This window comes from Streptomyces sp. NPDC127197 (genome assembly GCF_042672405.1).
Taxonomy (GTDB): domain Bacteria; phylum Actinomycetota; class Actinomycetes; order Streptomycetales; family Streptomycetaceae; genus Streptomyces; species Streptomyces flavusporus.
This window is the reverse complement of sequence record NZ_JBHXVG010000010.1, coordinates 182516-208134: the sequence shown is the minus strand read 5'-3', so window position 1 is coordinate 208134 and position 25619 is coordinate 182516. Positions and strand designations below refer to the sequence as shown.

Below are 25619 nucleotides of genomic sequence, written 5' to 3'. Positions count from 1 at the left end.
GGATTCAGAGGGCCGGTGGCCCGTGGTGAAAGCCGGTCTTACGAACCCCACGCTCCCACGTTCCGGTCCCTACGCGTCCGTTTCCGCCCTCTCAAATGAACCACCACTGGCTCCAAGGTGAACTCTGGGCGACGAGTGTTCGAGCTCGCACCCGGACGGCTGTGGGCAACCATTAGGGCATGCCTAACCTGGATGCATGGACGTGAACGCGGCGGTCGCCGCAGCGGCAGCGATCGCCGGTGTGCTCACCGGTGTCATCGCCATGCTGGCGTTCCGCTGGAGCGAACGCGACCTGAAGCGCCCCACCCGGACCTCTCTGCACACCGACCCGGTGCTTCCGCCCGGCGTCGATACGGTGCTGTCCGTGCTGCGCTCCTCGGCCGTCGTCCTGGACGAGGCCGACGCCGTCGTCAAGGCCAGTTCCGCGGCGTACGCCCTCGGACTGGTCCGCGGCGGCAAGCTCGCCGTCGACCCCATGCTGCAGATGGCCCGCGACACCCGGCGCGACGGTGAGATACGCCAGGTGGAGCTGGACCTGCCCCGGCGCGGCAGCGGCCGCGGCGAGGCCCTCGCCGTCTCCGCCCGGGTCGCCCCGCTGGGCTCCCGGCTGGTGCTGCTGCTGGTCGAGGACCTCACCGAGGCCCGCCGGATAGAGGCGGTACGACGCGACTTCGTCGCCAATGTCAGCCACGAGCTCAAGACTCCCGTCGGGGCGCTCTCCCTTCTGTCCGAGGCCGTCATGGACGCCTCCGACGACCCCGAGGCCGTGGAGCGCTTCGCCGGCCGGATGCAGATCGAGGCGACCCGGCTGACCAACCTGGTGCAGGAGCTCATCGACCTCTCCCGGGTCCAGAACGACGACCCGCTGGAGGACGCCGAGCCGGTCCGGGTGGACGAGCTGGTCGCCGAGGCCATCGACCGGTGCCGCCACCAGGCGGGCACCAAACAGATCACCATGGCCGCCGGCGGCACCGCCGACCTGCATGTCTGGGGAAACCGCAGCAAGCTGGCCGCGGCCCTCGGCAACCTGGTCGAGAACGCCGTCAACTACTCTCCCGCCCGCACCCGCGTCGGCATCGCCGCCCGCCGGGTGAACGGCTCCGGCGGGGACATCATCGAGATCGCCGTCACCGACCAGGGCATCGGCATCTCCGACAAGGACAAGGAGCGCATCTTCGAGCGCTTCTACCGAGTCGACCCGGCCCGCTCCCGTGCCACCGGTGGTACGGGCCTCGGGCTGGCGATCGTCAAGCACGTGGCCGCCTCGCACGGCGGGGAGGTCACGGTGTGGAGCTCGGAGGGACAGGGCTCCACCTTCACGCTGCGGCTGCCGGAGGCGGGCCAGGCCCGCGACCGGGCGCACCAGCACCCCGCTCCCGACGAGGCCGGGCAGTCCGCCGACTCGTCCCCCGACACACCCCCGTACGAATCACTTCCTGCCCCGGAGGTCCTTCCGTGACCCGAGTGCTCGTCGTCGAGGACGAGGAGTCCTTCTCCGACGCTCTGTCATACATGCTCCGCAAGGAGGGCTTCGAGGTCGCCGTCGCGACCACCGGGCCCGACGGACTCGACGAGTTCGAGCGCAACGGCGCCGACCTCGTCCTTCTCGACCTGATGCTGCCCGGGCTGCCGGGCACCGAGGTGTGCCGCCAGCTGCGCGGCCGCTCCAACGTCCCCGTCATCATGGTGACCGCCAAGGACAGCGAGATCGACAAGGTGGTCGGTCTCGAAATAGGAGCCGACGACTACGTCACCAAGCCCTTCTCCACCCGCGAGCTGGTCGCCCGCATCCGTGCCGTGCTGCGCCGCCGCGGCGAGCCGGAGGAGGTGGCCCCGGCCGCGCTGGAGGCCGGCCCGGTCCGTATGGACGTCGACCGCCATGTGGTCACCGTCGGCGGCTCCAAGGTCGACCTGCCGCTGAAGGAGTTCGACCTGCTGGAGATGCTGCTGCGCAACGCCGGCCGCGTGCTGACCCGTATGCAGCTCATCGACCGCGTCTGGGGTGCCGACTACGTCGGTGACACCAAAACCCTCGACGTCCACGTCAAGCGACTGCGCGCCAAGATCGAGCCGGATCCGGGCGCGCCGAGGTATCTGGTGACGGTGCGAGGCCTCGGCTACAAGTTCGAGCCGTAAACCGCACAGCGCATACGCACAGAAGGGCGGGACCTCCCGGTGAGGTCCCGCCCTTCTGCGGTACGGCGTTGCTCAGTGACCGGCGTCCTCTTCCGCGGGCGACTCCGTCACCGACGCGGACGCCGCGTCGGTCGGGGTGCCGGACTCCGGGTCGGCCGGCGTGCCGGTGGCGGACCCGGTCTCGTTCGGCGAGCCCGACGCACCCTCGGTGCCTTCGGCGGGCTCCTCGCTCGTGGAGGCCGAAGCCCCGGGCGCGGCCGGCACCTCTGTCGGGCCCCACGAGGTGAAGTAGCTCTCGGCCGGGACGACGAAGGCGCGCAGGCTCACGTCACCGGTCCGGCTGAAGGAGAAGGTGACCTTCTGTGCGTCGCCGTCGGTGACGCCCTCGGCGTTGCTCAGCACGGCCGAGGCGTTGTTCTTGCCGCCGATGATCACCGAGCCGCCGGCCGGGACGGACAGCGCGCCCCTGCCGGTCGCGGGCGAGATCTTGGCGGTGCCGACGCCGTCGACGGTGATGGAGTCCAGCGTCTGGGCGGCGCTGCCGCTGTTGAAGACGGTGGCGGAGATGACGGCCGGGCCGGTCGCCTCCGGGTCGGGCTGGGTGATGACCACAGCGTTCTGGATCTTGATGTCACCGACGCTGGTGGCCGCGTTGTCCGGCTTGATCTCCAGTGTCTGGGAGTTGTTGCCGGCGCCGCAGGCGGCGAGCGAGGCGATCGAGAACGCGATGGCGGAGGCGGCGAGGGCGCCGCGTCGAAGGCTGCTGCTCACGGCGGCGGCAACTCCTTGAACGCAGGGGCAGCTTTCCTTGTAAAGCCGCCCTAAGTGGCTGTCAGCGGCCCCAGGTTACCGAGCCGTTCCCGCGCGGCCGCACCCGACCCTCCCCCGCGGTCGCCCGGCTTCGCTCGGCAGGGCGTACGGCCGGGTGTCCTGTTCTGGGGTGTGACGCGCTCGTACGGCATTCACATAAGCCTTCGCGAAATGTGGGTGAAGGAATGCGTGGCCGGCCCGGAATTGATCACCGGCACGGTCGCGCCGGGGGTGTCGTGATCAATTCCGGATTCGTCTCACAGTGGCCCCCGGACGCCGAACGGAGTAGCGGAAGTCGAGCGTTTGGAACCGGACATTTAGGGATGTTCAGCCGGTTGATGGAGTCGTCGGAGGTGCGTAACGTGCACGTTTCGCCCGCCCCGGAGAGCCGCTCCGACCTGCGAATACTTTGTTCCGCAGGCCCGGCGAAGCACGTTCCTGTTGCTGTTGTCAAGCCCCGAGATATGCCCTGACCTGCGAAAACGCCATTCAGAAGCTGCCGTTTCCGTGTTACCCTGGATAGCCACGGAAGGGGTACCTGTCACATGACGTTCAAGGTTGGCGACACCGTGGTCTATCCCCATCACGGGGCCGCGCTGATCGAGGCCATCGAAACTCGCCAGATCAAAGGCGTGGACAAGACCTACTTGGTGCTGAAGGTCGCCCAGGGTGACCTGACGGTGCGTGTGCCAGCGGACAATGCGGAGTTCGTCGGCGTACGTGATGTGGTCGGTCAGGACGGGCTGGACCGGGTCTTCGAGGTGCTGCGCGCGCCGTATGCCGAGGAGCCCACGAACTGGTCTCGTCGTTACAAGGCAAACCTGGAGAAGCTCGCCTCCGGCGATGTCATCAAGGTCGCGGAAGTCGTACGTGACCTGTGGCGTCGTGAGCGCGAGCGTGGACTCTCCGCCGGCGAGAAGCGCATGCTCGCCAAGGCTCGCCAGATCCTGGTGAGCGAGCTCGCTCTCGCGGAGAACACCAACGAGGACAAGGCCGAGGCCCTGCTCGACGAGGTACTCGCCTCCTGACGCGAGGCAGCAGGCCCGCTGCCGCTGTGGACATCAAAAGCCGGCACGTCGAAATGCCGTGGTGCCCGATGACGTATTGCTGTCGCCGGGCGCTGCGGCATGTTCGCACCCCGGCCGGGCATGCTCATACACCAGACGCCGTACGCCATACGCCGAGGAAATCTCCCCCCGGTACTGTGCGTGCCGGGCTCGAGCAGGAGGCTCGACGAGGGTCACGGAAGGGTCCTGTCAAGCCGTTGTGCGCCCGGCACGCTGAGGCCATACCCAAGTAGGCCGAGCACACAAACCTGACAGGAACCGATGTCTGACGATTCGCGCCCTTCGCGTACCGCCGCGGTGATTCCCGCCGCCGGCCGGGGCGTACGCCTCGGCCCGGGCGCCCCCAAGGCGCTGCGCGCCCTGAACGGCACCCCCATGCTCATCCACGCGGTACGCGCCCTGGCCGCGTCCCGTGCCGTCTCCCTCGTGGTCGTCGTGGCCCCGCCCGACGGAGCCGCCGAGGTCAAGTCACTGCTCGACGCGCACGCGCTGCCCGAGCGCACCGACTTCCTCGTCGTACCGGGCGGGCAGTCCCGCCAGGAGAGCGTGAAGCTCGGCCTGGACGCCCTGCCACCCGGCTACGACATCGTCCTCGTGCACGACGCCGCCCGGCCGCTGGTGCCGGTCGACACCGTGGACGCCGTGATCGAGGCGGTGCGCGCCGGTGCGCCGGCCGTGGTGCCGGCCCTGCCGCTCGCGGACACGGTGAAGGAGGTCGAGCCCGCCGAGACCCCCGGTGCGCCGGAGCCCGTGGTGGCCACGCCCGCGCGGGCCCGGCTGCGTGCGGTGCAGACACCGCAGGGTTTCGACCGCGAGATCCTGCTGCGTGCCCACGAGACGGTCACCGACAACGTCACCGACGACGCGAGCATGGTCGAACAGCTCGGGGAACAGGTCGTCGTCGTACCCGGGCACGAAGAGGCCTTCAAGGTCACCCGCCCGCTGGACCTGCTGCTGGCGGAGGCGGTCCTGGCGCGCCGGAGGCTGACCGATGGCTTCTGAGGCACCGCTGCTTCCTCAGGTCGGCATCGGCACCGACATCCACGCCTTCGAGGAGGGCCGCGAGCTGTGGTGCGCCGGCCTGAAGTGGGAGGGCGAGGGGCCGGGCCTGGCCGGGCACTCCGACGCGGACGTCGTGGCGCACGCCGCGTGCAACGCGCTGTTCTCCGCCGCCGGGCTCGGTGACCTGGGGCAGCACTTCGGGACCGGACGGCCGGAGTGGTCCGGGGCGTCCGGGGTGGTGCTGCTGACGGAGGCGGCGCGGATCGTGCGTGCGGCGGGGTTCCGGATCGGCAATATCGCGGTGCAGGTCGTCGGGTCCCGGCCGAAGATCGGCAAGCGGCGGGAGGAGGCGCAGAAGGTGCTGTCGGAGGCGGCCGGGGCGCCGGTCTCGGTGTCCGGCGCGACGACCGACGGACTCGGTTTCCCGGGGCGGGGCGAAGGGCTGATGGCGGTGGCCACCGCGCTGGTGGTGCGGACGGGCTGATTTCGCCCCCGCCGCCCCTACCCGTCCCGTCCTCCGGGGGCTCCGCCCCCGGACCCCCGCGCCTCAAACGCCGGAGGGGCTGTTTTGAACGCCGGAGGCGCTGGTTTGTGGCGTGAACGTCGCAGGGCACACCCGTCCGCCGACTACCCTGGACTCGTGACTATTCGCCTGTACGACACCAGCGCCCGGCAGATCCGTGACTTCGCCCCGCTCACGCCGGGTTGTGTCTCGATCTACCTGTGTGGCGCCACCGTGCAGGCGGCCCCGCACATCGGGCACATCCGGTCGGGGCTCAACTTCGACATCCTGCGCCGGTGGTTCGAGTACCGGGGCTACGAGGTGACGTTCGTCCGCAACGTCACCGACATCGATGACAAGATCATCTGGAAGGCGGGCGAGCAGAACCGCCCCTGGTGGTCCATCGGGTACGAGAACGAGCGCGCGTTCAACGACGGTTACCGCGCGCTCGGCTGCCTGCCGCCGACGTACGAGCCGCGCGCCACCGGTCACATCACCGAGATGGTCGAGATGATGCGCGGCCTCATCGAGCGCGGGCACGCCTACGAGGCCGACGGCAGCGTCTACTTCGACGTACGGTCCTGGCCCGCCTACCTGGAGCTGTCCCGGCAGGACCTGGAGGAGATGCGCCAGCCCGCCGAGGAGGGCATCACCGGCAAGCGCGACCCGCGTGACTTCGCCATGTGGAAGGCCACCAAGCCCGGTGAGCCCGACTGGGAGAGCCCGTGGGGCCGCGGGCGCCCCGGCTGGCACCTGGAGTGCTCGGCCATGGCGCACAAGTACCTGGGCAGCGCCTTCGACATCCACGGCGGCGGCCTGGACCTGATCTTCCCGCACCACGAGAACGAGATCGCCCAGGCCAAGGCCTTCGGCGACGACTTCGCCCGGTACTGGCTGCACAACGCCTGGGTCACCATGAGCGGCGAGAAGATGTCCAAGTCGCTGGGCAACTCGGTGCTCGTGTCCGAGATGGTCAAGCAGTGGCGCCCGATCGTGCTCCGCTACTACCTGGGCACCCCGCACTACCGCTCGACCATCGAGTACAGCGAGGACGCCCTGCGCGAGGCCGAGTCGGCGTTCGCCCGGATCGAGGGCTTCGTGCAGCGCGTCGTCGAGCTGGCCGGCGGCCCCGTCGAGCCCGCCGCCGAGGTGCCGCCCTCCTTCGCCGAGGCGATGGACGACGACCTGGGCGTGCCGCAGGCGCTCGCCGTCGTGCACAACACCGTCCGGCAGGGCAACAGCGCGCTGGCCGCCGACGACAAGGAATCCGCCGTCGCCCGCCTCGCCGAGGTCCGCGCCATGCTCGGCGTCCTGGGCCTCGATCCGCTGGACGCCCAGTGGGCCGGTGAGGGTGAGCGCAGCGAGGACCTGCACGGCGTCGTCGACAGCCTCGTACGGCTCGTCCTCGACCAGCGTGAGGCGGCCCGCGCCCGTAAGGACTGGGCCACCGCGGACGCCATCCGCGACCAGCTCAAGCAGGCCGGCCTCGCCGTCGAGGACAGCCCGCAGGGACCGCGCTGGACGCTCGGTCCGCGCTGACCACCCAGGATGTGCCGCCCGGCCACTCGGGCGGCACACTTGCACTGACGTACGTACTCCACCGCATCACACAGACAGGTAGGTCATGGCCGCGAACAACCGCCGCATGTCCGGCAAGAAGGGCGCGCAGGTCGGCAGCGGCGGCAAGCGGCGCCGGTCCCTCGAGGGCAAGGGGCCGACGCCCCCCGCCGAGATGCGCAAGGGCCACGCCAAGCAGCGGGCCGCCGCTGCGAAGGCCCGTCGCGCGCAGGGCCGTACGCCGCAGCGCCGCGGCGGCAAGGCGGCGTCCGAGCTGGTCGTCGGCCGCAACCCGGTCGTCGAGGCGCTGCGCGGGGGCGTGCCCGCCAGCACTCTGTACGTCCAGCAGTTCATCGACAGTGACGAGCGGGTCCGTGAGGCGCTCCAGCTCGCCGCCGAGCGCGGCGGCATCAACCTCATGGAGGCGCCGCGCCCCGAGCTCGACCGCATGACCAACGGGCTCAACCACCAGGGCCTGGTGCTCCAGGTCCCGCCGTACGAGTACGCCCACCCCGAGGACCTCGCCGACGCCGCCGCGGACGAGGGCGAGGACCCGCTGATCGTCGCCCTCGACGGGGTGACCGACCCGCGCAACCTCGGCGCGGTCGTGCGGTCCGTCGCCGCGTTCGGCGGGCACGGCGTGGTCGTGCCCGAGCGGCGCGCGGCCGGCATGACCGCCGGCGCCTGGAAGACGTCCGCCGGTACGGCCGCCCGTACGCCGGTCGCGCGCGCCACCAACCTCACGCGCGCGTTGGAGGCGTACAAGAAGGCCGGCATCGTCGTGGTCGGACTCGCCGCCGACGGGGACGTCGAACTCGGTGAGCTGGACGCCCTCGGCGGCCCCGTCGCCATCGTCGTCGGCAGCGAGGGCAAGGGCCTGTCCCGGCTCGTCGGGGAGACCTGCGACTTCCGGGTGCGGATTCCGATGCCGGGCGGGGCCGAGTCGCTCAATGCCGGTGTGGCGGCGGGGATCGTGCTGTACGAGGCGGCCCGCCGACGGTCGTGAACAACTGTTCTTCGTAGTCACCCACGCGGGGTGTTCCGGGCGGTCCGGACAAGCTTGACGCGGTCCGGACACTTCCGGCGAGTCAAGGCAGTGTCCTAATCACACGTCACTCGGTTAGATGAGTGTGGACACCAGAACACCCCGCACACCCACGGGGGACCGCTCGTCGGGATTCGACGACGCTCCCGCGCTGAGCATGGTGAAGGTGCCGAGCGATCCGGCGCAGATCATCGTCAACCATGCGAGCTTCCGCGTGCAGTTGGGCGCATCCTCGGGGCGCGTCCAATCCCCGCGCGTCGCACGGCACTTGAGCGCCGCCGCGGACACCGCCCGCACACCCGTCGTCGGCACGGTGGGCAGAGCGGACCGGACGGCCGGCGCCGCCCGTCGCCGTCCCGTCGTCTGGAGCGGCAGGTCCGCCCCGGACGACACCGGCGCCCACCGCCTGCTCCAGGCCGTGCGCGGTGCGGGCGTCCGCCATCCGGAGGAGTCCGCCGTCGACGCCGGAGCCACCCAGGTCATCCCGCGTATCGACGTCGATGCCGGATACGGCGGTGGTCACTACAGCGGATACGCCGACTACGACGAGCTGGACCAGACCGTCGAGACCCCCGTCATCGGCGCCCAGCGCACCCCCGGTACCGGCGGGACGCGTCTGCTGCCGCACGCACGCACCGTCGGCAGCGCCTACGACGAACCGGCCCACGGGGGCGAGCAGTTCGACGGTTACGACGGCTACGACGGGCGTGACGAGTACGGCGGTTACGACGGCTACGACGACACCGCCGCCGGTGAGGACACCACCGGGACGCGCACCCGCCGCCAGGGCGACGACCCCGCACGGCACGCGTACTACCCCGGCCGCCGGATGAACCTCGGCGTCGTCCTCCTCCCGCTGCGGGTCTTCCTCGGCTGCATCTCGATCTACGCCGGCATGGGCAAGCTCTGCGACCCCGTCTTCTTCGACGGCGGCGAGCGCGGGTCCATGGTCAGGTGGCTCAACACCCTGCATCCCTGGGAAGTCGCCGAGCCGCTGCGTCAGTTCGCCCTTCAGCATCCCGTCGGCTCCGGGCTGCTGATCGCCTTCGCCCAGGTCATCGTGGGCGTTCTCACGGTCCTGGGGTGCTGGCAGCGGGTCGCGGCGGTCGGCGGTGCGCTGCTGTCCGCCGCGCTCCTCGTCACCGTCAGCTGGAAGAGCGTCCCCGCCTACGACGCCCCCGACATCATCTACCTCGCCGCCTGGTCGCCGCTGATCATCGCAGGCGCGCCCGTCTACTCCGTCGACGGCCGGCTGGCCGCACTCGCCTGGCGCCGGCTCGGACCCCGCTCCGACATCTGGGAGCTGCGCCGTTACGTCCTGCGCCGCGGCGTCCTCGTCACCGCTGTCGTCACCGGGCTGACCCTGCTCACCGGCTCGCTGCTCGGCGGTGCCGTCCGCGACGCCGACCGGGTCGTCGTCCCCGGCCCCGGCGAGGCCCCGCGCAACGAACTGCCCGGCTCCCCGCTGCCGTCGAAGCCCGGTGAGCGCAGGGAGAGCACCACCCCGTCGGCCACGGCCGGCACCGCGACCACCCCGGGCGCCACCTCGGCCGCCCCCACGGCAGGCGCCGCGACCACGCCCGGCGCCACCGGCGACAGCGGCACCGCCACCGGCGGATCGCCCAGCCAGACCCAGGGCACCGGGGGAGGGGCCCCGCCGCAGCAGCCCGCCCCGGCCGACCAGGCCCCGAGCACCAGCGCCGGCCCGACCGCCGGAGCCTCGACCGGCGGCACGGGCGCCCCGGGCGGCACCGGTACCGGCGGCTCCTCCGGCGGAGGGTCCTCGTCCTCCGGGGAGCCCGGACTGGTGGGCGGTCTGCTGGGCTAGGTCACGGCGGTCGTACGACGACGGGGTCCCGCACGGTGTGCCGTGCGGGACCCCGTCGTACGTGCTCGCAGCCTCTCCTCAACGGCCCAGTGCGGCCAGCTCCTTCGCGGCCTCCGTGAGGTCCTTCGCGGTGTCGATGGCACGCCAGTAGGCGCCCTGCGGGATCGGGAAGCCGGCCAGGCGGTGTTCCCGGGCCAGACGGGGGAACGTGGTGCGTTCGTGGTCGCCGCGCTCGGGGAGCATCGCGGCGAACTGGGGAGAGAAGACGTAGACGCCCGCGTTGATCTCGTACGTCGTCGGCGGGGCCTCGATGAAGTCCGTGATGTGCCCGAAGCCGTCCGTCTGCACCGCGCCCCAGGGGAGGCGTGGGCGGGCCAGAGCGAGGGTCGCCACGGCGTCGCGCTCGGTGTGGAAGTCGGCCATGTCGCGCAGCGAGAAGCGGGTCCAGACGTCGCCGTTGGTGGCGTACCAGGGCCGGTCGGGGTGCGGGAGACGAGCGGCGGCGTACTTCAGGCCGCCACCGCGGCCGAGCGGCTCCGTCTCGACGACGGTCGTGACCGTCACCGGTAGATCGGCGGACGCCAGCCACTCCTGCAGGACCTCGGCGAGGTGGCCGCAGCTGACCACCACGTCGGTCACGCCCTCCTCGGCGAGCCAGGCCAGCTGGTGGCCGATGATCGGCGTCCCTGTGCCGGGGATCTCGACCATCGGCTTGGGCCGGTCGTCGGTGTAGGGGCGCAGCCGGGAGCCCTGACCGCCGGCCAGGATGACCGCCTGGACGGGCCGCGACAGGACGTTCGGATCAGTCATGCCCGGCACTGTACGCGGGTGCCTCCGGCGGTTGGGCGGGGGCTTGTGCCGGTGGGTGGGGCTTGTGCCTGGTGCCGGTGGGTGGGTCGGGGTCGGTGCGGTGTGGCGAGTCCGCCGCGGGTTGCGCCCCTCTGCCTGTTGCCACAGGGGGCCGACGTGGGGACCGGCTGAGCGGCGGACTGCGCCACACCGCCCCGACCCGCTTCCGTGGTCAGGCGGCTTTCCCGTCTTTGCGGTGAAGGGTGGCTGAAGCAGGTCGGGCGCAGTCGGCTGCGGTCGGACAGCGCCCTCTGCGGAGCGCTCAGACGTTGGAGGACAGGACGCCTGAGGCGAAGGCGGTGTCGCAGACGGGGCGGGCGTACGACTGGGCTCGGGTCGGGCCGTAGATGCGGACCGCGGCGCGGCCCAGGGCGCGGGCGATGGACGCGCAGTGCCCGGCGAGCGAGGGGCGCTCGTCGACGGCCTGCTGGAGGTGGGTGAGCGCGACGCCGGGGTTCTGCTCCTGCAGCTCGGTCAGGAGCTGGTCGCGCAGCACCTCGTGCGGGGCGCGGGTGGCGGTGCGCGACGTGGCGCCGGAGGCCGAGACGTCCGAGGCGGTGAGCACCGAGCTCTCGGGGTTCCCCGACCAGTTGACCCGCGTGACCGCGAGGGTCCCGGAGAGCACCAGGACGACGGGCAGAACGAGGGCGAGGGTGCGGCCGATCCGGCGGGCGGGGCCCTGGCCGCGTCGCGTGGGTTGGGTGGTGGAGTGCTTCACGCGAGTGAGGGTAGCGCCCGGTAATGATATGGCGACATTTGGTCACCGGTTCGGGGGATGAAGTGGGGCCTTTTTTTGGTGCGGGGTTGACGCACGCTGCTCGAAATGAGCCGGTGTGCCGGGGTATTTGTCGACAAGAAAGAGGGCCCCGCTGCAGGCAGCGGGGCCCTTTTCGTCAACCTGGGTGAATTACCCGGGATGGGTGCTTGGTGCTCGTCAGTCGGAGAGCCGCTCGCCCGTCGAGGTCGAGAAGACGTGGGTCTCGCCCGGCCGCGGCACGACGTGCAGCGTGGCGCCCTTCTCCGGGACCGCGCGGCCGCTGACGCGGACGACCAGGTCCTTCAGGTCGTCGCCGACCTTGGCGCTGCCGTAGACGTAGCCGTCGGCGCCGAGCTCCTCGACGACGTTCACGGAGACGGCGAGACCGGCCGGGGCGTCCTCGGTGTCCTTGGACAGGGCGGAGGCAGCGCCGCCGTTGTGCTCGACCACGTCGAAGTGCTCGGGGCGGACACCGACGGTGACGGTGCGGTCACCCTTGTCGGAGGCGGCCTTCAGCGCCTCGCGGCTGACCGGCACCACGCTGTTGCCGAACTTCACGCCGCCGTCGGTGATCGGGACCTCGACGAGGTTCATCGCCGGGGAGCCGATGAAGCCGGCCACGAAGAGGTTGGCCGGACGGTCGTACATGTTGCGCGGCGAGTCGACCTGCTGGAGCAGACCGTCCTTCAGCACGGCCACCCGGTCGCCCATCGTCATGGCCTCGACCTGGTCGTGGGTGACGTAGACGGTGGTGATGCCGAGGCGGCGCTGCAGCGAGGCGATCTGCGTACGGGTGGAGACGCGGAGCTTGGCGTCCAGGTTGGACAGCGGCTCGTCCATGAGGAACACCTGCGGCTCACGCACGATGGCGCGGCCCATGGCGACACGCTGGCGCTGACCACCGGAGAGCGCCTTCGGCTTGCGGTCCAGGTACTCGGTGAGGTCGAGGATCTTCGCGGCCTCCTCGACCTTCTGCCGGATCTCCGTCTTGTTGACGCCGGCGATCTTGAGCGCGAAGCCCATGTTGTCGGCCACCGTCATGTGCGGGTAGAGGGCGTAGTTCTGGAACACCATGGCGATGTCCCGGTCCTTGGGCGGCAGGTGCGTGACGTCGCGCTCACCGATGCGGATGGCGCCGGAGTTGACGTCCTCCAGGCCCGCGAGCATCCGCAGGGAGGTGGACTTGCCGCAACCGGACGGACCGACCAGGACGAGGAACTCCCCGTCCTCGATCTCGATGTCGAGTGCGTCGACGGCGGGCTTGGTGGAACCCGGGTAGATCCGGGTCGCCTTGTCGAACGAGACAGTGGCCATGGTGAATGGGCCCCCTTCTACCGGCAGGAACGTGCCGGACGATCCGTTGTAGGAAGGTGGTGGTGTAGTCCACGGGAGTGAACTGGCTCAGGACGGTACCTGCCGTTCACCTGTTCTGTCAGTAGCCCGGGCGCTGTGAACTTCGCGGAAATTTTCGACAGGGTCCGGCCGGGACCTGGGTACACTGCACAGGCACGTACGTCACGCGCGCGTGCAGGCCTCCTTAGCTCAGCTGGTCAGAGCGCCGCTCTTGTAAAGCGAAGGTCGTCGGTTCGAATCCGACAGGGGGCTCCGAACAGTGCGGGTCCCGGGCCGACCGTGCCGGTGACCCGCGCTTTCCCCTGCACTGCCCCGCTCCACGGCCGTACTCTGGTCGGCACCATCAGGGAACCGCGCCGGCTGTCTGGAGGTAACGGGGTGAAGAACGGGCGCAGTCCGGAACGGGTCCGCAACGAGCTGGTCGTCTCCATCGTGGACGCGCTGCAGGGCTCGGCCACGGTGAACCAGGCGAGCAGCCGTGAGATCTGGCGGGAGATGCTCGCGGCCGAGCTGGCCTCGCCCGTGGAGCCGTTCGGCGGGGACCGGCTGCGGCCCTGGCTGCTGCAGATCGTCAAGGCGTGCACCGAGGTCGGCGACGGGCTGGCCTGTCTGGTGCGCTCGCTGGAGTACGTGGAGCAGCAGTCGGCGACGGTCGCCACTCTGTGGCCGCTGGTGGACGAGTGGGAGGCCGTCGACTTCTTCAACAACGCCGATCTGCGTCCGTTACGGCCCGTCCTGTTGTCGATGAACTCCCCGGACCTGGCGACCATGGCGCGCCGCGCGAGCCGGTCCCGGGTGCAGGAACTGCCCTCCTGGTGCCGGACCGGGTGGCAGGTCTTCCTGCGGCTGGCGGGGGAGAACTCCCCGAACGGTGAACTCCCGCCCAGCATGGCCTTCCTCGCGCTGTGTGCCGACCGGCTGGTGGCGGAGAGCCGGGCCGACGCCGCCGAGGTGCTGCGCCGCTTCACCCGCAGCCAGGCCCACGCCCTGCGGCTGGACGGTGCACTGGCGGAGTGGCAGCACTCGGAGTTCCCGCAGGCCGCGCCCTCGCTCGTCCCCGCGTATCTGATGATCCAGTTCGAGCCGGACCGGGTCGAGGCGGACCGCTTCTACCTGTCGCACTGGCGCCAGTCCGACCCCGAGGGCTGGCACCCCGTGCGCGGCGAGACCGTCCATCTGCGCCGGGAGGAGCTGCCCGGCGCGGTGGAGGGGCTGATCGAGGAGGTCGAGGAGAGATGGGCCGACCTGCGGCAGCCCGTCCTCCTGGAGTTCATCCTGCCGTGGGAGCTGCTGAACGAGCCCGTCGAGTGGTGGCCGAAGGAGTCCGAGTCCGACTCGCCCACCCCGCTGGCGCTGGACTACCCGGTGGTGGTGCGCAGCCTCGAGCGCTTGCAGCGGGCCGCGTGGCACCGGCCCTGGCACAACAAGTGGCGCCAGCTTCGGGAGCGCCCGGCGGACAGTCATCCGCACTGGAGCCGTCCGGAGCAGGACGAGGCGTACTTCTTCCATCTGGAGCGTGAGCTGAAGGAGGACCGGTACGCGGTCTGCCTGGTGCTCAGCGAGCCGCCCGGCGACGACTCGGGCACCGGCCGGCGGGAGGTCCTGGCCGGGTTGCGGGCCGGCGTACCCGCGATGGTCTGGCATCGCAGCGACTGCTCGGATCCGTCGTTCCAGGACGCCATCGGCGAAATACTGCAGGACCGGGGGCTCGGAAGTCTCGCGGAACGCATCGGAAAGTGGCGCAAAGAGGCCCTGGCGCTCGGCCCCGACGGCTGGGACCAGCACGTGGGCCGCCACCTGGCCATTCTGCTCGACGACCCCGACCGCAAGCCGGGGCCGCCCGGGCCGGGGTAGGGGCCATGAGTCTGCGGACCGAGGAACAGGCCGGGCCGATCGTGGGGCGATTACCGATGGGGGAACGGATTGCGACGGTCTTGCGCGGGGGGTTGACGGGGTGTCACGCTGGTGGTCGAGACGGCCCCAGCGGACGTCCTGCGTACTCCACACCACCGGGGGCGCGTTCCCGACAGTCGACTTGTGATCCCTCCCGTCATCCCCCCGGTGGACTCCCGTCTTGCACCGCAAGCAGACCACTGCCAGGCTTGGCAACGTGGATGTCACGCATGCCCGCGGACTGCGGGACTCCTCCTCCGCCCTCCCCCCGTGCTCGGGCAGCACTGGACCCTCCGAGGGCGCTTATGCAGCGTGACGACGGCCCACGACCCGTATTCCTACCGGCTTCTGACGACACGTCATTCGAGGGCGTGCTGCATGCCCTGAGCGGACTGGAGCCGTCGGACCCGGCCGACCGCACGGCCGTCCTGCTCGTCGTCGACGACCACGTGAGCATGAGCGTCTGGGCGGCGACGATCGCCCGGCTGGCCGACGGGCTGGCCCGTCAGGAGCGGCTGGGCCCGATCACCACCGTGCGGCTCCTGAGTTCGGACGACACCGAGCCGACCAGGATCCGGCTGGATCACCTGCCCCCCAACGACACCCGGTACCGGGTGGTGCTGGTGCTGACCGACGGCCTCGCCGCGGGCTGGCGGGCGGGCGCGGTGCTGCCGCTGCTGCGGGAACTCGGCCGGTCCGAGCCGCTCGCCGTGCTGCATCTGCTGCCGCAGCGGCTGTGGTTCCGCACCGGCCTGGACGTGCACCGTATGCGCCTGAGCGCCGCACACCCCTGGGCGCCGAACGACTCCCTGCGGTGGGAGCTGCGCACCTCCCCCCTCGAACCCGTCGACGACGCGGCCGCCCGGGCCGGTGTGGTGCCGGTCCCCGTCCTGGAACCGACCGAGCGTTCCCTGTCCTGCTGGGTCGGCCTGGTGGCCGGGCGTGCGTCCGGGTGGACGGAGATGTCCGGCGTCCGGGCCCGTGACTGGAAGCGGCGGGCGGACGCCGCGCGGGCGGTGCCCTGGATCCACGACGTCCCCGACCCCGACAGCGCCGTCCCCGCCCGGGAGCGCGTCTCGGAGTTCCGCGCCGCCGCCTCGCCCACCGCCTTCGCGCTCGCCACCCGGCTGGCGGCGGCCCCGCTGACGCTGCCGGTGATGACGGCGCTCACCGCGTCGGTGCCGGGCGCCGGGCCCGCCCACCTCACCGAGCTGCTGATGAGCGGACTGGTGCGGCCGGCGAGCGGCGACGCCGAGCGCGCGGCCGGCGTGGCCTTCACCTTCGGTGCGGACAACCGCCAGGAGTTATTGGCGCTGTCCCGCCGTCGTGACACCGTCCGGGTGCTGCACGACGTACGGGCGCTGCTCGCCCCGCAGAGCACCGAGCCGGCCGGCGATCCGCTCGAGGCGGCCCGTGTCCCGCCGGTGACCCGGCACAACGTGGCGTTCCTGCGGGTCGAACTGGCCGCGCTGCGTGCTCTGTCCGGACGCTTCCTGCCACAAGCCGAGCGACTCGCCCGCGCGCTGCGCGATTACGACCGCAAGAACACCGTTAGCCTGCGCAAAGGCGCGGGCCCACGCCCCGGGCACACAGCCCCTCGCGCGCACGAGACAACTGCAGAAGGAGCCACGGCCATGTCCACCACGCAGCAGGAGCCCGCGGTGGAGAGCGGGCGTTCGACGCAGCCGCGCATCTGGGGCAACATCCCCCCACGCAACCCGAACTTCACCGGTCGCGTGGATCTGCTCGAACGGCTGAGCGAGCGTCTGGGGGAGGGCACGACGACGACCGTGCTGCCGGAGGCCATCCACGGCATGGGCGGTGTCGGCAAGACCCAGCTGGCCATCGAGTACGCCTACCGGCACCAGTCCGAGTACGACATCGTCTGGTGGATCCCCGCGGAGCGCCCCGGCCAGATCGGCCAGGCCCTGGTGGAACTCGCCCAGCGGCTCGGCCTCGTCACCACGTCCGAGGCCAACATCGCCGGACCCGCGGTGCGCGAGGCGCTGCGCGAGGGGCGGCCGTACTCCCGCTGGCTGCTGATCTTCGACAACGCCGACAGTCCCGAGCGGGTCCGCGACTACTTCCCCACCGGGGGCAGCGGCACCATCCTCGTCACCTCCCGCAACCGCCGCTGGAGCGTGGTGGGACCGTCGCTGGAGGTCGACGTGTTCACCCGCGAGGAGAGCAAGGAGCTGCTGCGCCGCTCCGGCCCCGACGACCTCGACGACGCCGAGGCGGACCGCCTCGCCGACGCCCTGGGTGACCTCCCGCTCGCCCTGGAACAGGCCGCGGCCTGGCGGGCGGAGACCGGGATGCCGGTGTCGGAGTACCTGCGGCTGTTCGAGCACAAGCGCAGCGAGCTCCTCGAGGTGTCCCCGCCGCCGGACTACCAGCTCCCGGTCGCCGCCGCGTGGAACGTCTCCCTCGACCATCTCGAGACCCGCAGCCTCACCGCTCTGCGCCTGCTCCAGCTCTGCTCCTACTTCGCGCCGGACCCCATCTCACGCTCCATCTTCTCCGGCCTCGGCGGCAGCACCATCGACCCGGAACTCGACCGAGCGCTGAACGATCCGATGCGGCTCGCGCGGGCCATAAGGGAGATCAACCGGTACTCCCTCGCCCGCATAGACCATCGGACCAACTCGATCGAGATGCACCGCCTGGTGCAGGCGGTGCTCATCAACCGGATGACCGCCGAGGAACAGAAACGCATGCGGAACGGCGCTCACACACTCCTGGCCGCCGCCGACCCGAAGGCACCCAACCAGGCCTCCAACTGGCCGCGCTACGCCGAGCTCTACGGCCATGTCATCGCCTCCGGCGCGGTCGAGTCCGACCAGCCGTGGGTCCGCCAGCTCGTGCGGAACATCGCCCGATACCTCTGGTACTGGGGGGACCACAAGGTCGCCCGCGAGTTCACCGAGCAGGCCTGGGAGACCTGGCAGCGACTGTTCGGCGAGGAGGACCAGCAGACCCTCCTGATGGGGTGGTGGCTCGGCTTCCTCTACCTGAAGGTGGGCCGGTACGACGACGCGGCCCGGATCGCCGCCCGGCTCAAGGACGTCTACGCCCGCACGGCGCCCCCGGACCGCGAGGACACCCGGGAGGACGCGCTGGAGACGATGAACCTGGAGGCGGCGGTACGCCGGGTCGAGGGAGACTTCGCCGCCGGCGCCGAACTGGACGAGACGGCCTACGACCGGGCCCGCCGTGCCTTCGGCGAGGACGATCCCGCCACGCTGGCCACCGCCCACAACCTCGGGGTGAGCCTCCGGCTCGTCGGCGAGTTCCAGCGCGCGCTGGAACTGGACCGGCACACGCACACGATGAAAACGCGGCTGTTCGGCCGTGAACACCAGCAGTCGCTGCTGACCGAGGCGAGCATCGCCATCGACGTCCGTGAGACCGGTGACTACATCGGCGCACGGTCCCTGCAGCAGGCGGTCGTCGACGGCTATCGGAGCATCTTCGGGCCGGGCAACCCCACGACCATCCAGGCTCTCCGGCAACTGAGCGAGTCCTGCCGCAAGGAGGGCGACCACGCCACCGCGCTGGAACTGGCGCGCGACGCGTTCAACCAGTTCACCCGCCGCTACGGCGACACCCACCCGGAGTCCCTGACGGCCGCGCTCGCCCTGGCGGTGGCGTTGCGGCACAACGGCGAGCTGGAGGCGGCCCGCGACCGCGGCGAGCGGGCGTGCGAGCGGTTCGGCCGGCTGTTCAGCAGCGATCATCCGCACGTCCTGGCGGCCGACATCGACCTGGCGGTGACCTACCGTCTGCTGGGCCGGGTCGAGGAGGCCAGGCAGCGCGACGAGGAGGCGCTCCGGTTGCTGACCGAACGCCTGGGTGAGAGCCATCCGATCGCGTTGGCCTGTGCCATCAACCTGGCGAGCGATCTGAGCGCGCTGGGGCGGGCGGACGAGGCCCGTGAACTCGGCGAGAGGACAAGGGCGTTGTGCCTGGAGCGCCTGGGCGAGGACCACCCCACCACGCTGGTGGGCGGCGCCAACCTCGCCCTGGACCTCATCGCCGTCGGCCGGGAGGCGGAGGGCGAGGCGCTGCACGCGGATGTCCTGGCCCGCATGGAGCGCGTCCTGGACGAACCCCGGATGCGCTCCACCGACTCCGGTCCTCACCCGGCGACGCTCCAGGCACGGGCCCGGGAGCGGGCCAACTGCGACATCGACCCGATGCCGCTGTGAGGTGACGGGCGTACGGCCCGAGGTGCCGCTCTTCCCGGGGAAGGGCGGCACCGCCGTGTCCGGTCAGTGCGCTTCGGACGGGGGCGAGCCGAGCCACGTGGCCAGGTGGACGGGGTCCGGTGCGGTGCCGGTGACGCGGAGCAGGGCCTCGTGCACCGCGCGGGCCCGTTCGGGGTGGTGGCTCAGCAGGTGGGCCGCGATCGGGTGCGTGTCCGACGCGGCGAGCGCCCGGCCGAGGCCCGCCCAGATGCCGGCCCGTCCGGGTTCCACGGCCAGATGGGCCACGTATGCCTGACGGGCCGCGGCGGCGTCGCCGGCGGCCAGCAGGGCGTCGCCGGCCAGTGCTCCGGTGACCCGTGCGGCGGCCTTTTCGGGCTCCTCGGAGTAGCGGTCGTCGTCCGCGCCGGTGAGGCGGTGGCGGATGAGCATCGCCAGACAGTCCAGCCACCGTGCGGAGGGATCGGGCACCACCTCGGGCTCGGCCGCCAGGGCGCCGGGCGGTCCGCTCTCGCCGGCCAGCCAGGCCCGTACGGCCTCGTCCACGGCTGCCGGGGCGGGCCGCAGATGGTGCGCCCGCCAGCGCGCCACGTGGTCGGTGACGCAGAGCCGGGCCGACGCCAGGTGGTCCTCCGGTACGGGCTCGGCGAGCCACTCCGTGCAGCGGTCGCGGAGCGTGTCCAGCAGGGTGGTACCGAGCGGGGTGAGGCGTGGATGACGGTGGATCTGTTCCACCGCCGTGTTCACGTGGGCTCGCCACAGCGCGAACTCGAAGTGCGCCGTGGCGGTCCGCGCACCGGCGGCCCGGCGGTGGGCACGCCAGAAACGGGTGATGCCCACGAATGCGTAGATGCCCTGAAGGAGCCCTTCGAGCGGGCGGGGGTCGTCCCGCCAGGGCGCGTACCACAGTTCCGTACCGCTGTCGGCGCCCTGGGTCACGAGCGGTGTCAGATGCAGCAGCCCGCCCAGCTTGGTGTGCTGGAACTCGTGCACGAGCGTGACGGCCAGCTGGACGGCGTCGTCCGGTTCCGAGGCCTCGATACCGCCGAACGCATCCCTCGACGACACGCTGCGTGGCCGAAAGCTTTCCCTTGCCGGGGTGGGACTCAGGGAGAACACGCCCCGCCGCATCGCGGCGGCCGTCTCGGGCTGGTCCCGCAGCAGCACCCCCCAGGCCTGCTCCAGCATCTGCCGCCACTGCGCCGCGGCCTCCTCGGGCAGCGGGCGCGGCTCGGTCGGCTGCGGATACGTCCGGTACGGATCCACGTCGTCCAGCACGATTTCCAGCCGCAGTTCGGCCGGGCCGACCGCGAGCCGGCGCACCGGATGCCACCCCCGCCCCACCGAGCCGGGCGGCAGCGGTACGGCGACCGTGTGCCCCGGCGTCTCGACCACGGCACGTCCGGCTTCGGCCCGCACGGTGGCCGTCGTCCACGGCTCGGCCGAGGGCAGCTCCGCGCAGCCCAGGGTGGGGAGGGGAACCCGGCCGTGCCGGACGGGTACCTCGACGGTGAAGTCGAGCTCCGCGCGTAGCCCAGCCGCGGCGGCCAGTGCGCGGACATGGCCGAGTACCACCGGCAGCGGCGGCTCGTCCTTCTCCGCGGTGCTCGCGCGCAGCCGGCGCAGTGCGGTGGCCAGCCACATCCCGGTCTGCGGATACATGAGCAGCTCGTCGACGACGGCGGGGGCGCGGCGTTGAGCGGCGCTGAGCAGATCCCACGCCGGACCCAGGTCCGTGGCGTCGTCGAGCATCCGTAAGAGCAGCAGCCGGCGGCTGCGTTCGGCCGCGGTCAGCAGGTCCACGGTCGCCGGTCCGCCCTCGCCGCGGGTCAGTTCGGCGAGGCTGCCGGGCGGGACACGATGATGCGGCAGAGACGGCTCAGCGCGCATGGGCGGCCCCGTCGTCAGTCGAAACGCCCCCCGCCGCCTCCTCCTCCGCCTTCTCCGAAGCCGGAGACGCTGGCCATCGGGTGGTCGATCCCGTGCTGCAGCTCCTCGAGGGACGCGGCGAGAAATCGACTGTCAATGGAGCGCAGTGTTTCAAGAGACACCCCCGCGAGATCGACAAGGCTGGACTCGACGGCGGCCACAGACGGCTCCATGACGGCCAAACCCCTTCCCCCCGGCTGCAATTGCGGATGCGGGCTGCTCACATCCCCCTGATAATGGCCCGCCGTAGCCTGGATGAAACACCACATGCGCGCGGTGCTGCGATATCAGGTCAGCGGTCGTCATCACCGCCGCGGTGGCGCCGGGACAGCTCCACCGCCTCCTTGTTCATACGGGCCACTCCGGCGGAGTCGCCCTCCATCAACCGTATCGCTTCCATGAGTTGGTCCAACGTGCCGCGATAGCGCAGGCAGGTGCGCAGGATCCCGAACACGTCCGGACGCAGCGCCGGTGAGCGGGGGCTCATGGCCGCGATCACCGGATCGATGCTGCCCAGCACCAGCGCCAGGGTGGTGCGGTCGCTCACCGTGGGCAGTGCGGTCAACGCGCTCACCAGTCCGTCGAGTTCCCGCAGCGGCAGGTCGTCCGGCAGGTGCGCCAGGCTGCCGGGGCCCGCGATGCCGGGTGCGAGGACGGCCGGCTCGGGTGGTGACGCGGGCAGTCCGGCGTACCGGTGCAGCAGGGTGAAGTCGGCTCTCGGCAGCAGCTCGTACCAGCGGTCCACGCGGACGGCGGCGAGGCGGCCCAGGCCGTCCGAGCGGTGGTGGGCGCTGACCAGCCCGATGAGCGTGCCGTCGTGCCAGACCGCCGCGCCGGACATGCCCGCCCAGGGGGAGCGGTCGGGTTCGGGGTCCGACTCCGGTGGAGTGACCGCGAGTTCGAGGGTGCCCTCGCGGCGGTTGGACAGCACCGAGATCATCCCGGTGGCGTGGCAGGAGTCGCGGTACTGGGCGGGCGAGCCGTCGTCGAGCCGCCGCATCCGGTCCTCGCGTAGCTTGAACCGCGGGAAGCCCAGCGCGCTGCACGGCAGCAGCTCGTCCGTGTCGGGTACGGCACCGTATGCGGGTGGCTCGGTCCCGGCCGCGTGGACACCGGGCGGCACGGGCCCGGTGAGCTCCAGGAGCGCCACGTCGGCCCTCTCGGAGGCCAGTACCACGCGCGCGGGCGCGGTCCACTCGTCGGGGCGGCCGGCTTCGAAACGTACGTGCACCTGGGGCCGCTCCGCATCGGCGGTACGGACGACATGCGCGGCGGTGAGGACGTACGACGGGCCGACGCGGTAGCCGGAACCCCGGCGTCCGGCGCCGCGGCCCTCGGGACGGCGCACCAGCACCTCCGCCACCCGTGCCGGCTCCAGTCCGCGACGCGCTCGAGTCACCCCGCTCAGCGCTCGCCCTCGGCCTCGTCGTCGCCCACCCACGGCGCACGTCCGCCGCCGCTGCGGGTGCGCGGATCGAGCGTCAGCTTCACCCGGTGGGTGACGCTGTCCGCCATCCGGCCGTCCGCGCCGGTCTCCACCACCCAGAAGCGGATCTTCCCGCCCGCCGTCGCGGACCGCTCCACGACGACGGCCGCCTCCAGCTCCACCGGGCCCACCTCGAAGTACAGGTCCTCCCCCTGCGCGGCGGTGCGTGCCGCGGTCAGTTCGCGGCGCAACTCCTCTATCAGCTCGGCGAGTTCAATCACGTCCGGTCCCTACCCGGGCCGCCCTTCCTTCACTCGATCCGGGTGCATTCCGCATTCCTGGATCTGTGTGACGCCGCGGATGCATTAGGGTCATCCAGCGGCCTGGAAAGTGTCGAAACCGTAAGATAGCGGCATATATCAGGCATTGTTCGCATCACTCACTTCCACTGTCATGGGGACGGCGTCATGGAGAAGTCCGGAGTCGAGTCGGAGCTGATCGATCTCAGCGGCGTCCCGTTGGACCTCTGGCCGGCCCTGGACCTGCCGTCCGCCGAGGGTTCCATGCGGCGCCTGCTCAGCCGTATCGACGACCCGGCCGGCAGCCTCGGCGGCTACAACCCACAGCGCGACGAATAGGCACCCTCCCATGCACCAGACGGCCCGGCCCCACGTCCTGTCACCGCAGTCGTTCGACGAACTGCTGGGCGGCGGGGGAGGCCCCGCGACGGTGGACGCCCTGCGCGCGAGCGAGCGCAGCTGGCGGCTGCTCGTCGTACGGGCGCTGCTGGACGCGGCGGCGACGGCGCCGACCGGTCCGCTGCCTCCGCTCGCCGAGGGCTGGCGGCTGTTGTCGCGGGCCTGGACCGTGGCCGCGCCGGAGGTGGAGCGGCTGCTGTCCTACCCGGCCGTCGGCATGTGGGCGGCGCACACACTGCGTCGGCTGCGCGGCACCGCCGACCACCACGCGCCCCTGTGGGCGGAGACAGGGCATCTGCACGCACTCGCGGCGAGCGCGGCGGTCCGCGCCGGCCTGGAGTTCCGTACCGGCATCCCGGTCCGGCACGGCTGGGCCGTGCTGCCCGCGCTCGGGGCCATGCGGGTGCCCGGCGGTCCGGACTGGACCGTCGCCGAGGTCTCCGCCCACGACGGGGACGTACGGGTCGCGGGCCGCCGACTGGGCGGACCGGACTGGCACGCGCCGGCCGAACTGCGCGCCGACGGACGCACGCTGCTCCTGGACGACATCGACCCCTATCGCGCCCTGCGCACGCCCGGCGTTCCCGAGCCGCTCGACTCCGCCGCCGAGTGGCAGGAGCTGTTCGGCTCGGCCTGGGACATCCTGCACGCCACCGACCGCGACGAGGCCCGGGCGCTGGCCGACGGACTGGTGTCCGTCGTGCCCCGCCCGCGCTCCGAGCGGTTCCGGCCGCACAGCGCCTCCTCCGGCGACGCCTTCGGCACGGCGGTGGCGTCGGTCCCCGACGACGGCGAGCAGTTCGCCTCGACGCTGGTGCACGAGTTCCAGCACAACAAACTCAGCGCGTTCATGCACCTGTTCACCCTGTACGAGGACCAGGACGCCCGGCTGTACTACGCCCCCTGGCGGGACGACCCCCGGCCGCTGGGCGGACTGCTCCAAGGGGTGTACGCGTTCTTCGGAGTCACCGCCTTCTGGCGGCGGCGCGACCATCCGCTCGGGCGGTTCGAGTACGCGCTGTGGCGCGCCCAGACGGCGCACGCACTGGGCACCATCGGCCGGTCGAACGGGCTCACCGACCTGGGGCGGCGCCTGGTGGCCGAACTCGCCGGGCGGCTGGAGCCGTGGCTCGCGGAGCCGGTGGACGGGCGGGCCCGCGCCGCGGCCGACCTGGCGATCGCGGACCACCGCGCGACCTGGCGGGCGTACCACCTGCGACCCGACCGCGGCACCGTCCGGTCCCTTACGGAGGCCTGGCCCCACGTGGCCCCGCCCGTCGCGCCGGGCCACGGGCCGGCGCTCGTCCCCGGGCGGCCGGTGCGCGGCTTCGACACGCGGGCGGTGCTGGCGAGGTGGCTGCTGGCGGACCCGGCCGGGTTCGAGCGGCTGCGGGACGACCCCGGTGCCACGGTGAGCGGGGCGCGGCCCGAGGACATCGACCTCGTCACGGGCCGTACGGCCGAGGCGCTGCGCGCCTGCCACGCGCGCATCGTCCGCGGCGAGGGCGACCCGGAGACCTGGGTGGGGCTGGGACTCGCCGCCCGGGCCGAAGGGGACCCCGCCGGCGAGGGACTGCTCGCCCAACCGGAGCTGGCCGCGGCCCTGCACACCGAACTCGACGGACGCGCCGACCCGCTGGAGCTGGGCCGCATGCTCCCGCCGGACGCGGCCTAACCGCGCAGTCGGCGTGCGATCTCCAGCTGCTCCTCCTCCAGCGGTCGGCCGTCCTCGATCTCCCACAGGCAGTTCTGCAGCACCCGCCCCAGCGTCCAGGCCCGGGCCCGCGCCCGTTCCAGCTCCATGACGTCGGTCATCGCGTCGAAACGCCAGTCGATGTCGGCGGCGTCGAAGCGGTTGTCGATGGCAGGCAACAGGTCGAATCCGGGGTCGCCGGCGAGGGGCTTGGGATCGATGGCGAGCCAGGGGGCGCGGTCGGAGGCGAGGACGTTCTCGTAGTGCAGGTCCCAGTGCAGAAGCCGGTCGCCGGGCTCGTCGACGACCTCCCGCACGGCGGCCGCACAGCCGGCGAGCAGGCGGCGGGCCTGCGGGTCCGGGATCCGCTTCAGCGCCCACGGCGTCTGCTCCAGCATCGCCCGCGCGATGTCACCGAGCCGCCGCATGCCGTCCGGTGCCGGTACGGAGGTCAGGTGGGCCAGCATGCGGGCGATGACCAGGACGGCCTCGCGGGTGTCGGGGACGTGGGACAGCATGCGGGCGGGGTCGAGGCGTTCGAGGAGCATCGTGCCGGTGTCCGGGTCGTGGTCGAGGAGCCGTACCGCCCCGTCGCCGTCCCACACCCGCAGCGCGACCGGCTCGCCCTCGCTCTCCTCGTCCAGGAGTTGCAGCTTCAGCACGGCCGGGGTGCCGTCGGCGCGGAGCACCGGCAGGACCAGGGCGGCCACACCGTGCATCGGAGTGCCGTCGAGGCCCAGTTCCCAGCGGTCCAGGAAGGCGGCCGCCAGCTCCGGCAGCCGGGCGATGAAGTCCCGGCCCGCCTCGCCGTTGAACTTCGCCTGCGCCGCCGCCAGTTCGTCCGGAATCTCGATCACCGTCCGACCCTA

Annotated in this window: 21 protein-coding genes and 1 tRNA gene; 13 read left to right on the top strand and 9 right to left on the bottom strand. The window is 71.8% G+C overall.

The features are described 5' to 3' along the window. The first annotated feature begins 196 nt into the window (after positions 1-196). Together ACFVJQ_RS18415 and ACFVJQ_RS18410 are read left to right on the top strand one after the other, a co-directional pair. Positions 197-1459 (top strand): cell wall metabolism sensor histidine kinase WalK, encoded by a 1263-nt coding sequence (locus ACFVJQ_RS18415; protein ID WP_224734861.1) that lies wholly within the window; start codon positions 197-199, stop codon positions 1457-1459. Continuing rightward, the gene (locus ACFVJQ_RS18410) at positions 1456-2136 is read left to right on the top strand and encodes a response regulator transcription factor (protein WP_129798507.1); all 681 of its coding nucleotides are present in this window, start codon (positions 1456-1458) and stop codon (positions 2134-2136) included. Before ACFVJQ_RS18415 ends, ACFVJQ_RS18410 begins: the two co-directional genes overlap by 4 nt. Before the next feature lie 72 nt (positions 2137-2208). On the opposite strand, the gene ACFVJQ_RS18405 is transcribed toward ACFVJQ_RS18410, so the two are convergent. Beyond that, positions 2209-2907: a DUF461 domain-containing protein gene (locus tag ACFVJQ_RS18405; RefSeq protein WP_385785025.1), complete on the bottom strand. Its 699-nt coding sequence runs from the start codon at positions 2905-2907 to the stop codon at positions 2209-2211. Positions 2908-3491: 584 nt separating this feature from the next. Between ACFVJQ_RS18405 and ACFVJQ_RS18400 the strand changes: the two genes are divergently transcribed. From ACFVJQ_RS18400 to ACFVJQ_RS18375, 6 genes are all read left to right on the top strand, one after another. Next, complete coding sequence (locus tag ACFVJQ_RS18400; protein ID WP_003953493.1) at positions 3492-3974, top strand: CarD family transcriptional regulator; 483 nt, start codon at positions 3492-3494, stop codon at positions 3972-3974. Between the two features lie 300 nt (positions 3975-4274). Beyond that, positions 4275-5015, top strand: a complete 741-nt coding sequence (gene ispD / locus ACFVJQ_RS18395; protein ID WP_385511170.1) for a 2-C-methyl-D-erythritol 4-phosphate cytidylyltransferase — start codon at positions 4275-4277, stop codon at positions 5013-5015. Further along, entirely contained in the window at positions 5005-5499 is a 495-nt protein-coding gene (ispF, locus tag ACFVJQ_RS18390; RefSeq protein WP_385785022.1) for a 2-C-methyl-D-erythritol 2,4-cyclodiphosphate synthase, read from the top strand. The genes ispD and ispF overlap by 11 nt, the downstream gene beginning before the upstream one ends. A 156-nt stretch (positions 5500-5655) precedes the next feature. Then, positions 5656-7056: a cysteine--tRNA ligase gene (gene cysS, locus ACFVJQ_RS18385; protein ID WP_385511167.1), complete on the top strand. Its 1401-nt coding sequence runs from the start codon at positions 5656-5658 to the stop codon at positions 7054-7056. Between the two features lie 85 nt (positions 7057-7141). Further along, positions 7142-8080, top strand: coding sequence for a 23S rRNA (guanosine(2251)-2'-O)-methyltransferase RlmB (gene rlmB / locus ACFVJQ_RS18380; protein WP_385511166.1), 939 nt, complete (start codon positions 7142-7144; stop codon positions 8078-8080). Positions 8081-8198: 118 nt separating this feature from the next. Next, positions 8199-9947: a DoxX family protein gene (locus ACFVJQ_RS18375; RefSeq protein ID WP_385785018.1), complete on the top strand. Its 1749-nt coding sequence runs from the start codon at positions 8199-8201 to the stop codon at positions 9945-9947. Between the two features lie 78 nt (positions 9948-10025). On the opposite strand, the gene ACFVJQ_RS18370 is transcribed toward ACFVJQ_RS18375, so the two are convergent. From ACFVJQ_RS18370 to ACFVJQ_RS18360, 3 genes are all read right to left on the bottom strand, one after another. Then, positions 10026-10757 carry an NDP-sugar synthase gene (locus ACFVJQ_RS18370; protein WP_385511163.1) on the bottom strand — a complete coding sequence of 244 codons (732 nt, stop codon included), beginning with the start codon at positions 10755-10757 and terminating at the stop codon, positions 10026-10028. A 301-nt stretch (positions 10758-11058) separates the two neighbouring features. Then, entirely contained in the window at positions 11059-11514 is a 456-nt protein-coding gene (locus ACFVJQ_RS18365; protein ID WP_385511161.1) for a hypothetical protein, read from the bottom strand. A gap of 216 nt (positions 11515-11730) precedes the next feature. After that, positions 11731-12867 carry an ABC transporter ATP-binding protein gene (locus ACFVJQ_RS18360; RefSeq protein WP_385511160.1) on the bottom strand — a complete coding sequence of 379 codons (1137 nt, stop codon included), beginning with the start codon at positions 12865-12867 and terminating at the stop codon, positions 11731-11733. 217 nt (positions 12868-13084) lie between these two features. Here ACFVJQ_RS18360 and ACFVJQ_RS18355 point away from each other — a divergent pair. The 3 genes from ACFVJQ_RS18355 to fxsT all read left to right on the top strand — a co-directional run bounded on the left by ACFVJQ_RS18355 (position 13085) and on the right by fxsT (position 19007). After that, positions 13085-13158, top strand: a tRNA-Thr gene (locus ACFVJQ_RS18355). 126 nt (positions 13159-13284) lie between these two features. Further along, positions 13285-14760 carry a hypothetical protein gene (locus tag ACFVJQ_RS18350; protein ID WP_385511159.1) on the top strand — a complete coding sequence of 492 codons (1476 nt, stop codon included), beginning with the start codon at positions 13285-13287 and terminating at the stop codon, positions 14758-14760. A 410-nt stretch (positions 14761-15170) separates the two neighbouring features. Then, positions 15171-19007: an FxSxx-COOH system tetratricopeptide repeat protein gene (fxsT, locus tag ACFVJQ_RS18345; protein WP_385511157.1), complete on the top strand. Its 3837-nt coding sequence runs from the start codon at positions 15171-15173 to the stop codon at positions 19005-19007. A 63-nt stretch (positions 19008-19070) separates the two neighbouring features. Here fxsT and ACFVJQ_RS18340 read toward each other — a convergent pair whose 3' ends face one another. The 4 genes from ACFVJQ_RS18340 to ACFVJQ_RS18325 form a co-directional block, all read right to left on the bottom strand. Beyond that, positions 19071-20894, bottom strand: a complete 1824-nt coding sequence (locus ACFVJQ_RS18340) for an HEXXH motif domain-containing protein (RefSeq protein WP_385785012.1) — start codon at positions 20892-20894, stop codon at positions 19071-19073. Between the two features lie 14 nt (positions 20895-20908). After that, positions 20909-21094 (bottom strand): hypothetical protein, encoded by a 186-nt coding sequence (locus ACFVJQ_RS18335; RefSeq protein ID WP_385511155.1) that lies wholly within the window; start codon positions 21092-21094, stop codon positions 20909-20911. Between the two features lie 131 nt (positions 21095-21225). Then, on the bottom strand, positions 21226-22332 hold the full coding sequence (locus ACFVJQ_RS18330; protein ID WP_385785009.1) for a trypsin-like peptidase domain-containing protein: 1107 nt from the start codon (positions 22330-22332) through the stop codon (positions 21226-21228). A gap of 5 nt (positions 22333-22337) precedes the next feature. Beyond that, positions 22338-22640: a trypco2 family protein gene (locus ACFVJQ_RS18325; RefSeq protein WP_224736702.1), complete on the bottom strand. Its 303-nt coding sequence runs from the start codon at positions 22638-22640 to the stop codon at positions 22338-22340. Between the two features lie 186 nt (positions 22641-22826). Between ACFVJQ_RS18325 and ACFVJQ_RS18320 the strand changes: the two genes are divergently transcribed. Together ACFVJQ_RS18320 and ACFVJQ_RS18315 are read left to right on the top strand one after the other, a co-directional pair. After that, entirely contained in the window at positions 22827-22997 is a 171-nt protein-coding gene (locus tag ACFVJQ_RS18320) for a hypothetical protein (RefSeq protein WP_224736703.1), read from the top strand. A gap of 10 nt (positions 22998-23007) precedes the next feature. Next, positions 23008-24732, top strand: a complete 1725-nt coding sequence (locus ACFVJQ_RS18315; RefSeq protein WP_385511151.1) for an HEXXH motif domain-containing protein — start codon at positions 23008-23010, stop codon at positions 24730-24732. Here ACFVJQ_RS18315 and ACFVJQ_RS18310 read toward each other — a convergent pair. After that, positions 24729-25607, bottom strand: a complete 879-nt coding sequence (locus ACFVJQ_RS18310; protein ID WP_385511149.1) for an aminoglycoside phosphotransferase family protein — start codon at positions 25605-25607, stop codon at positions 24729-24731. The two genes, ACFVJQ_RS18315 and ACFVJQ_RS18310, sit on opposite strands and share 4 nt — an antisense overlap. Positions 25608-25619: the final 12 nt, after the last annotated feature.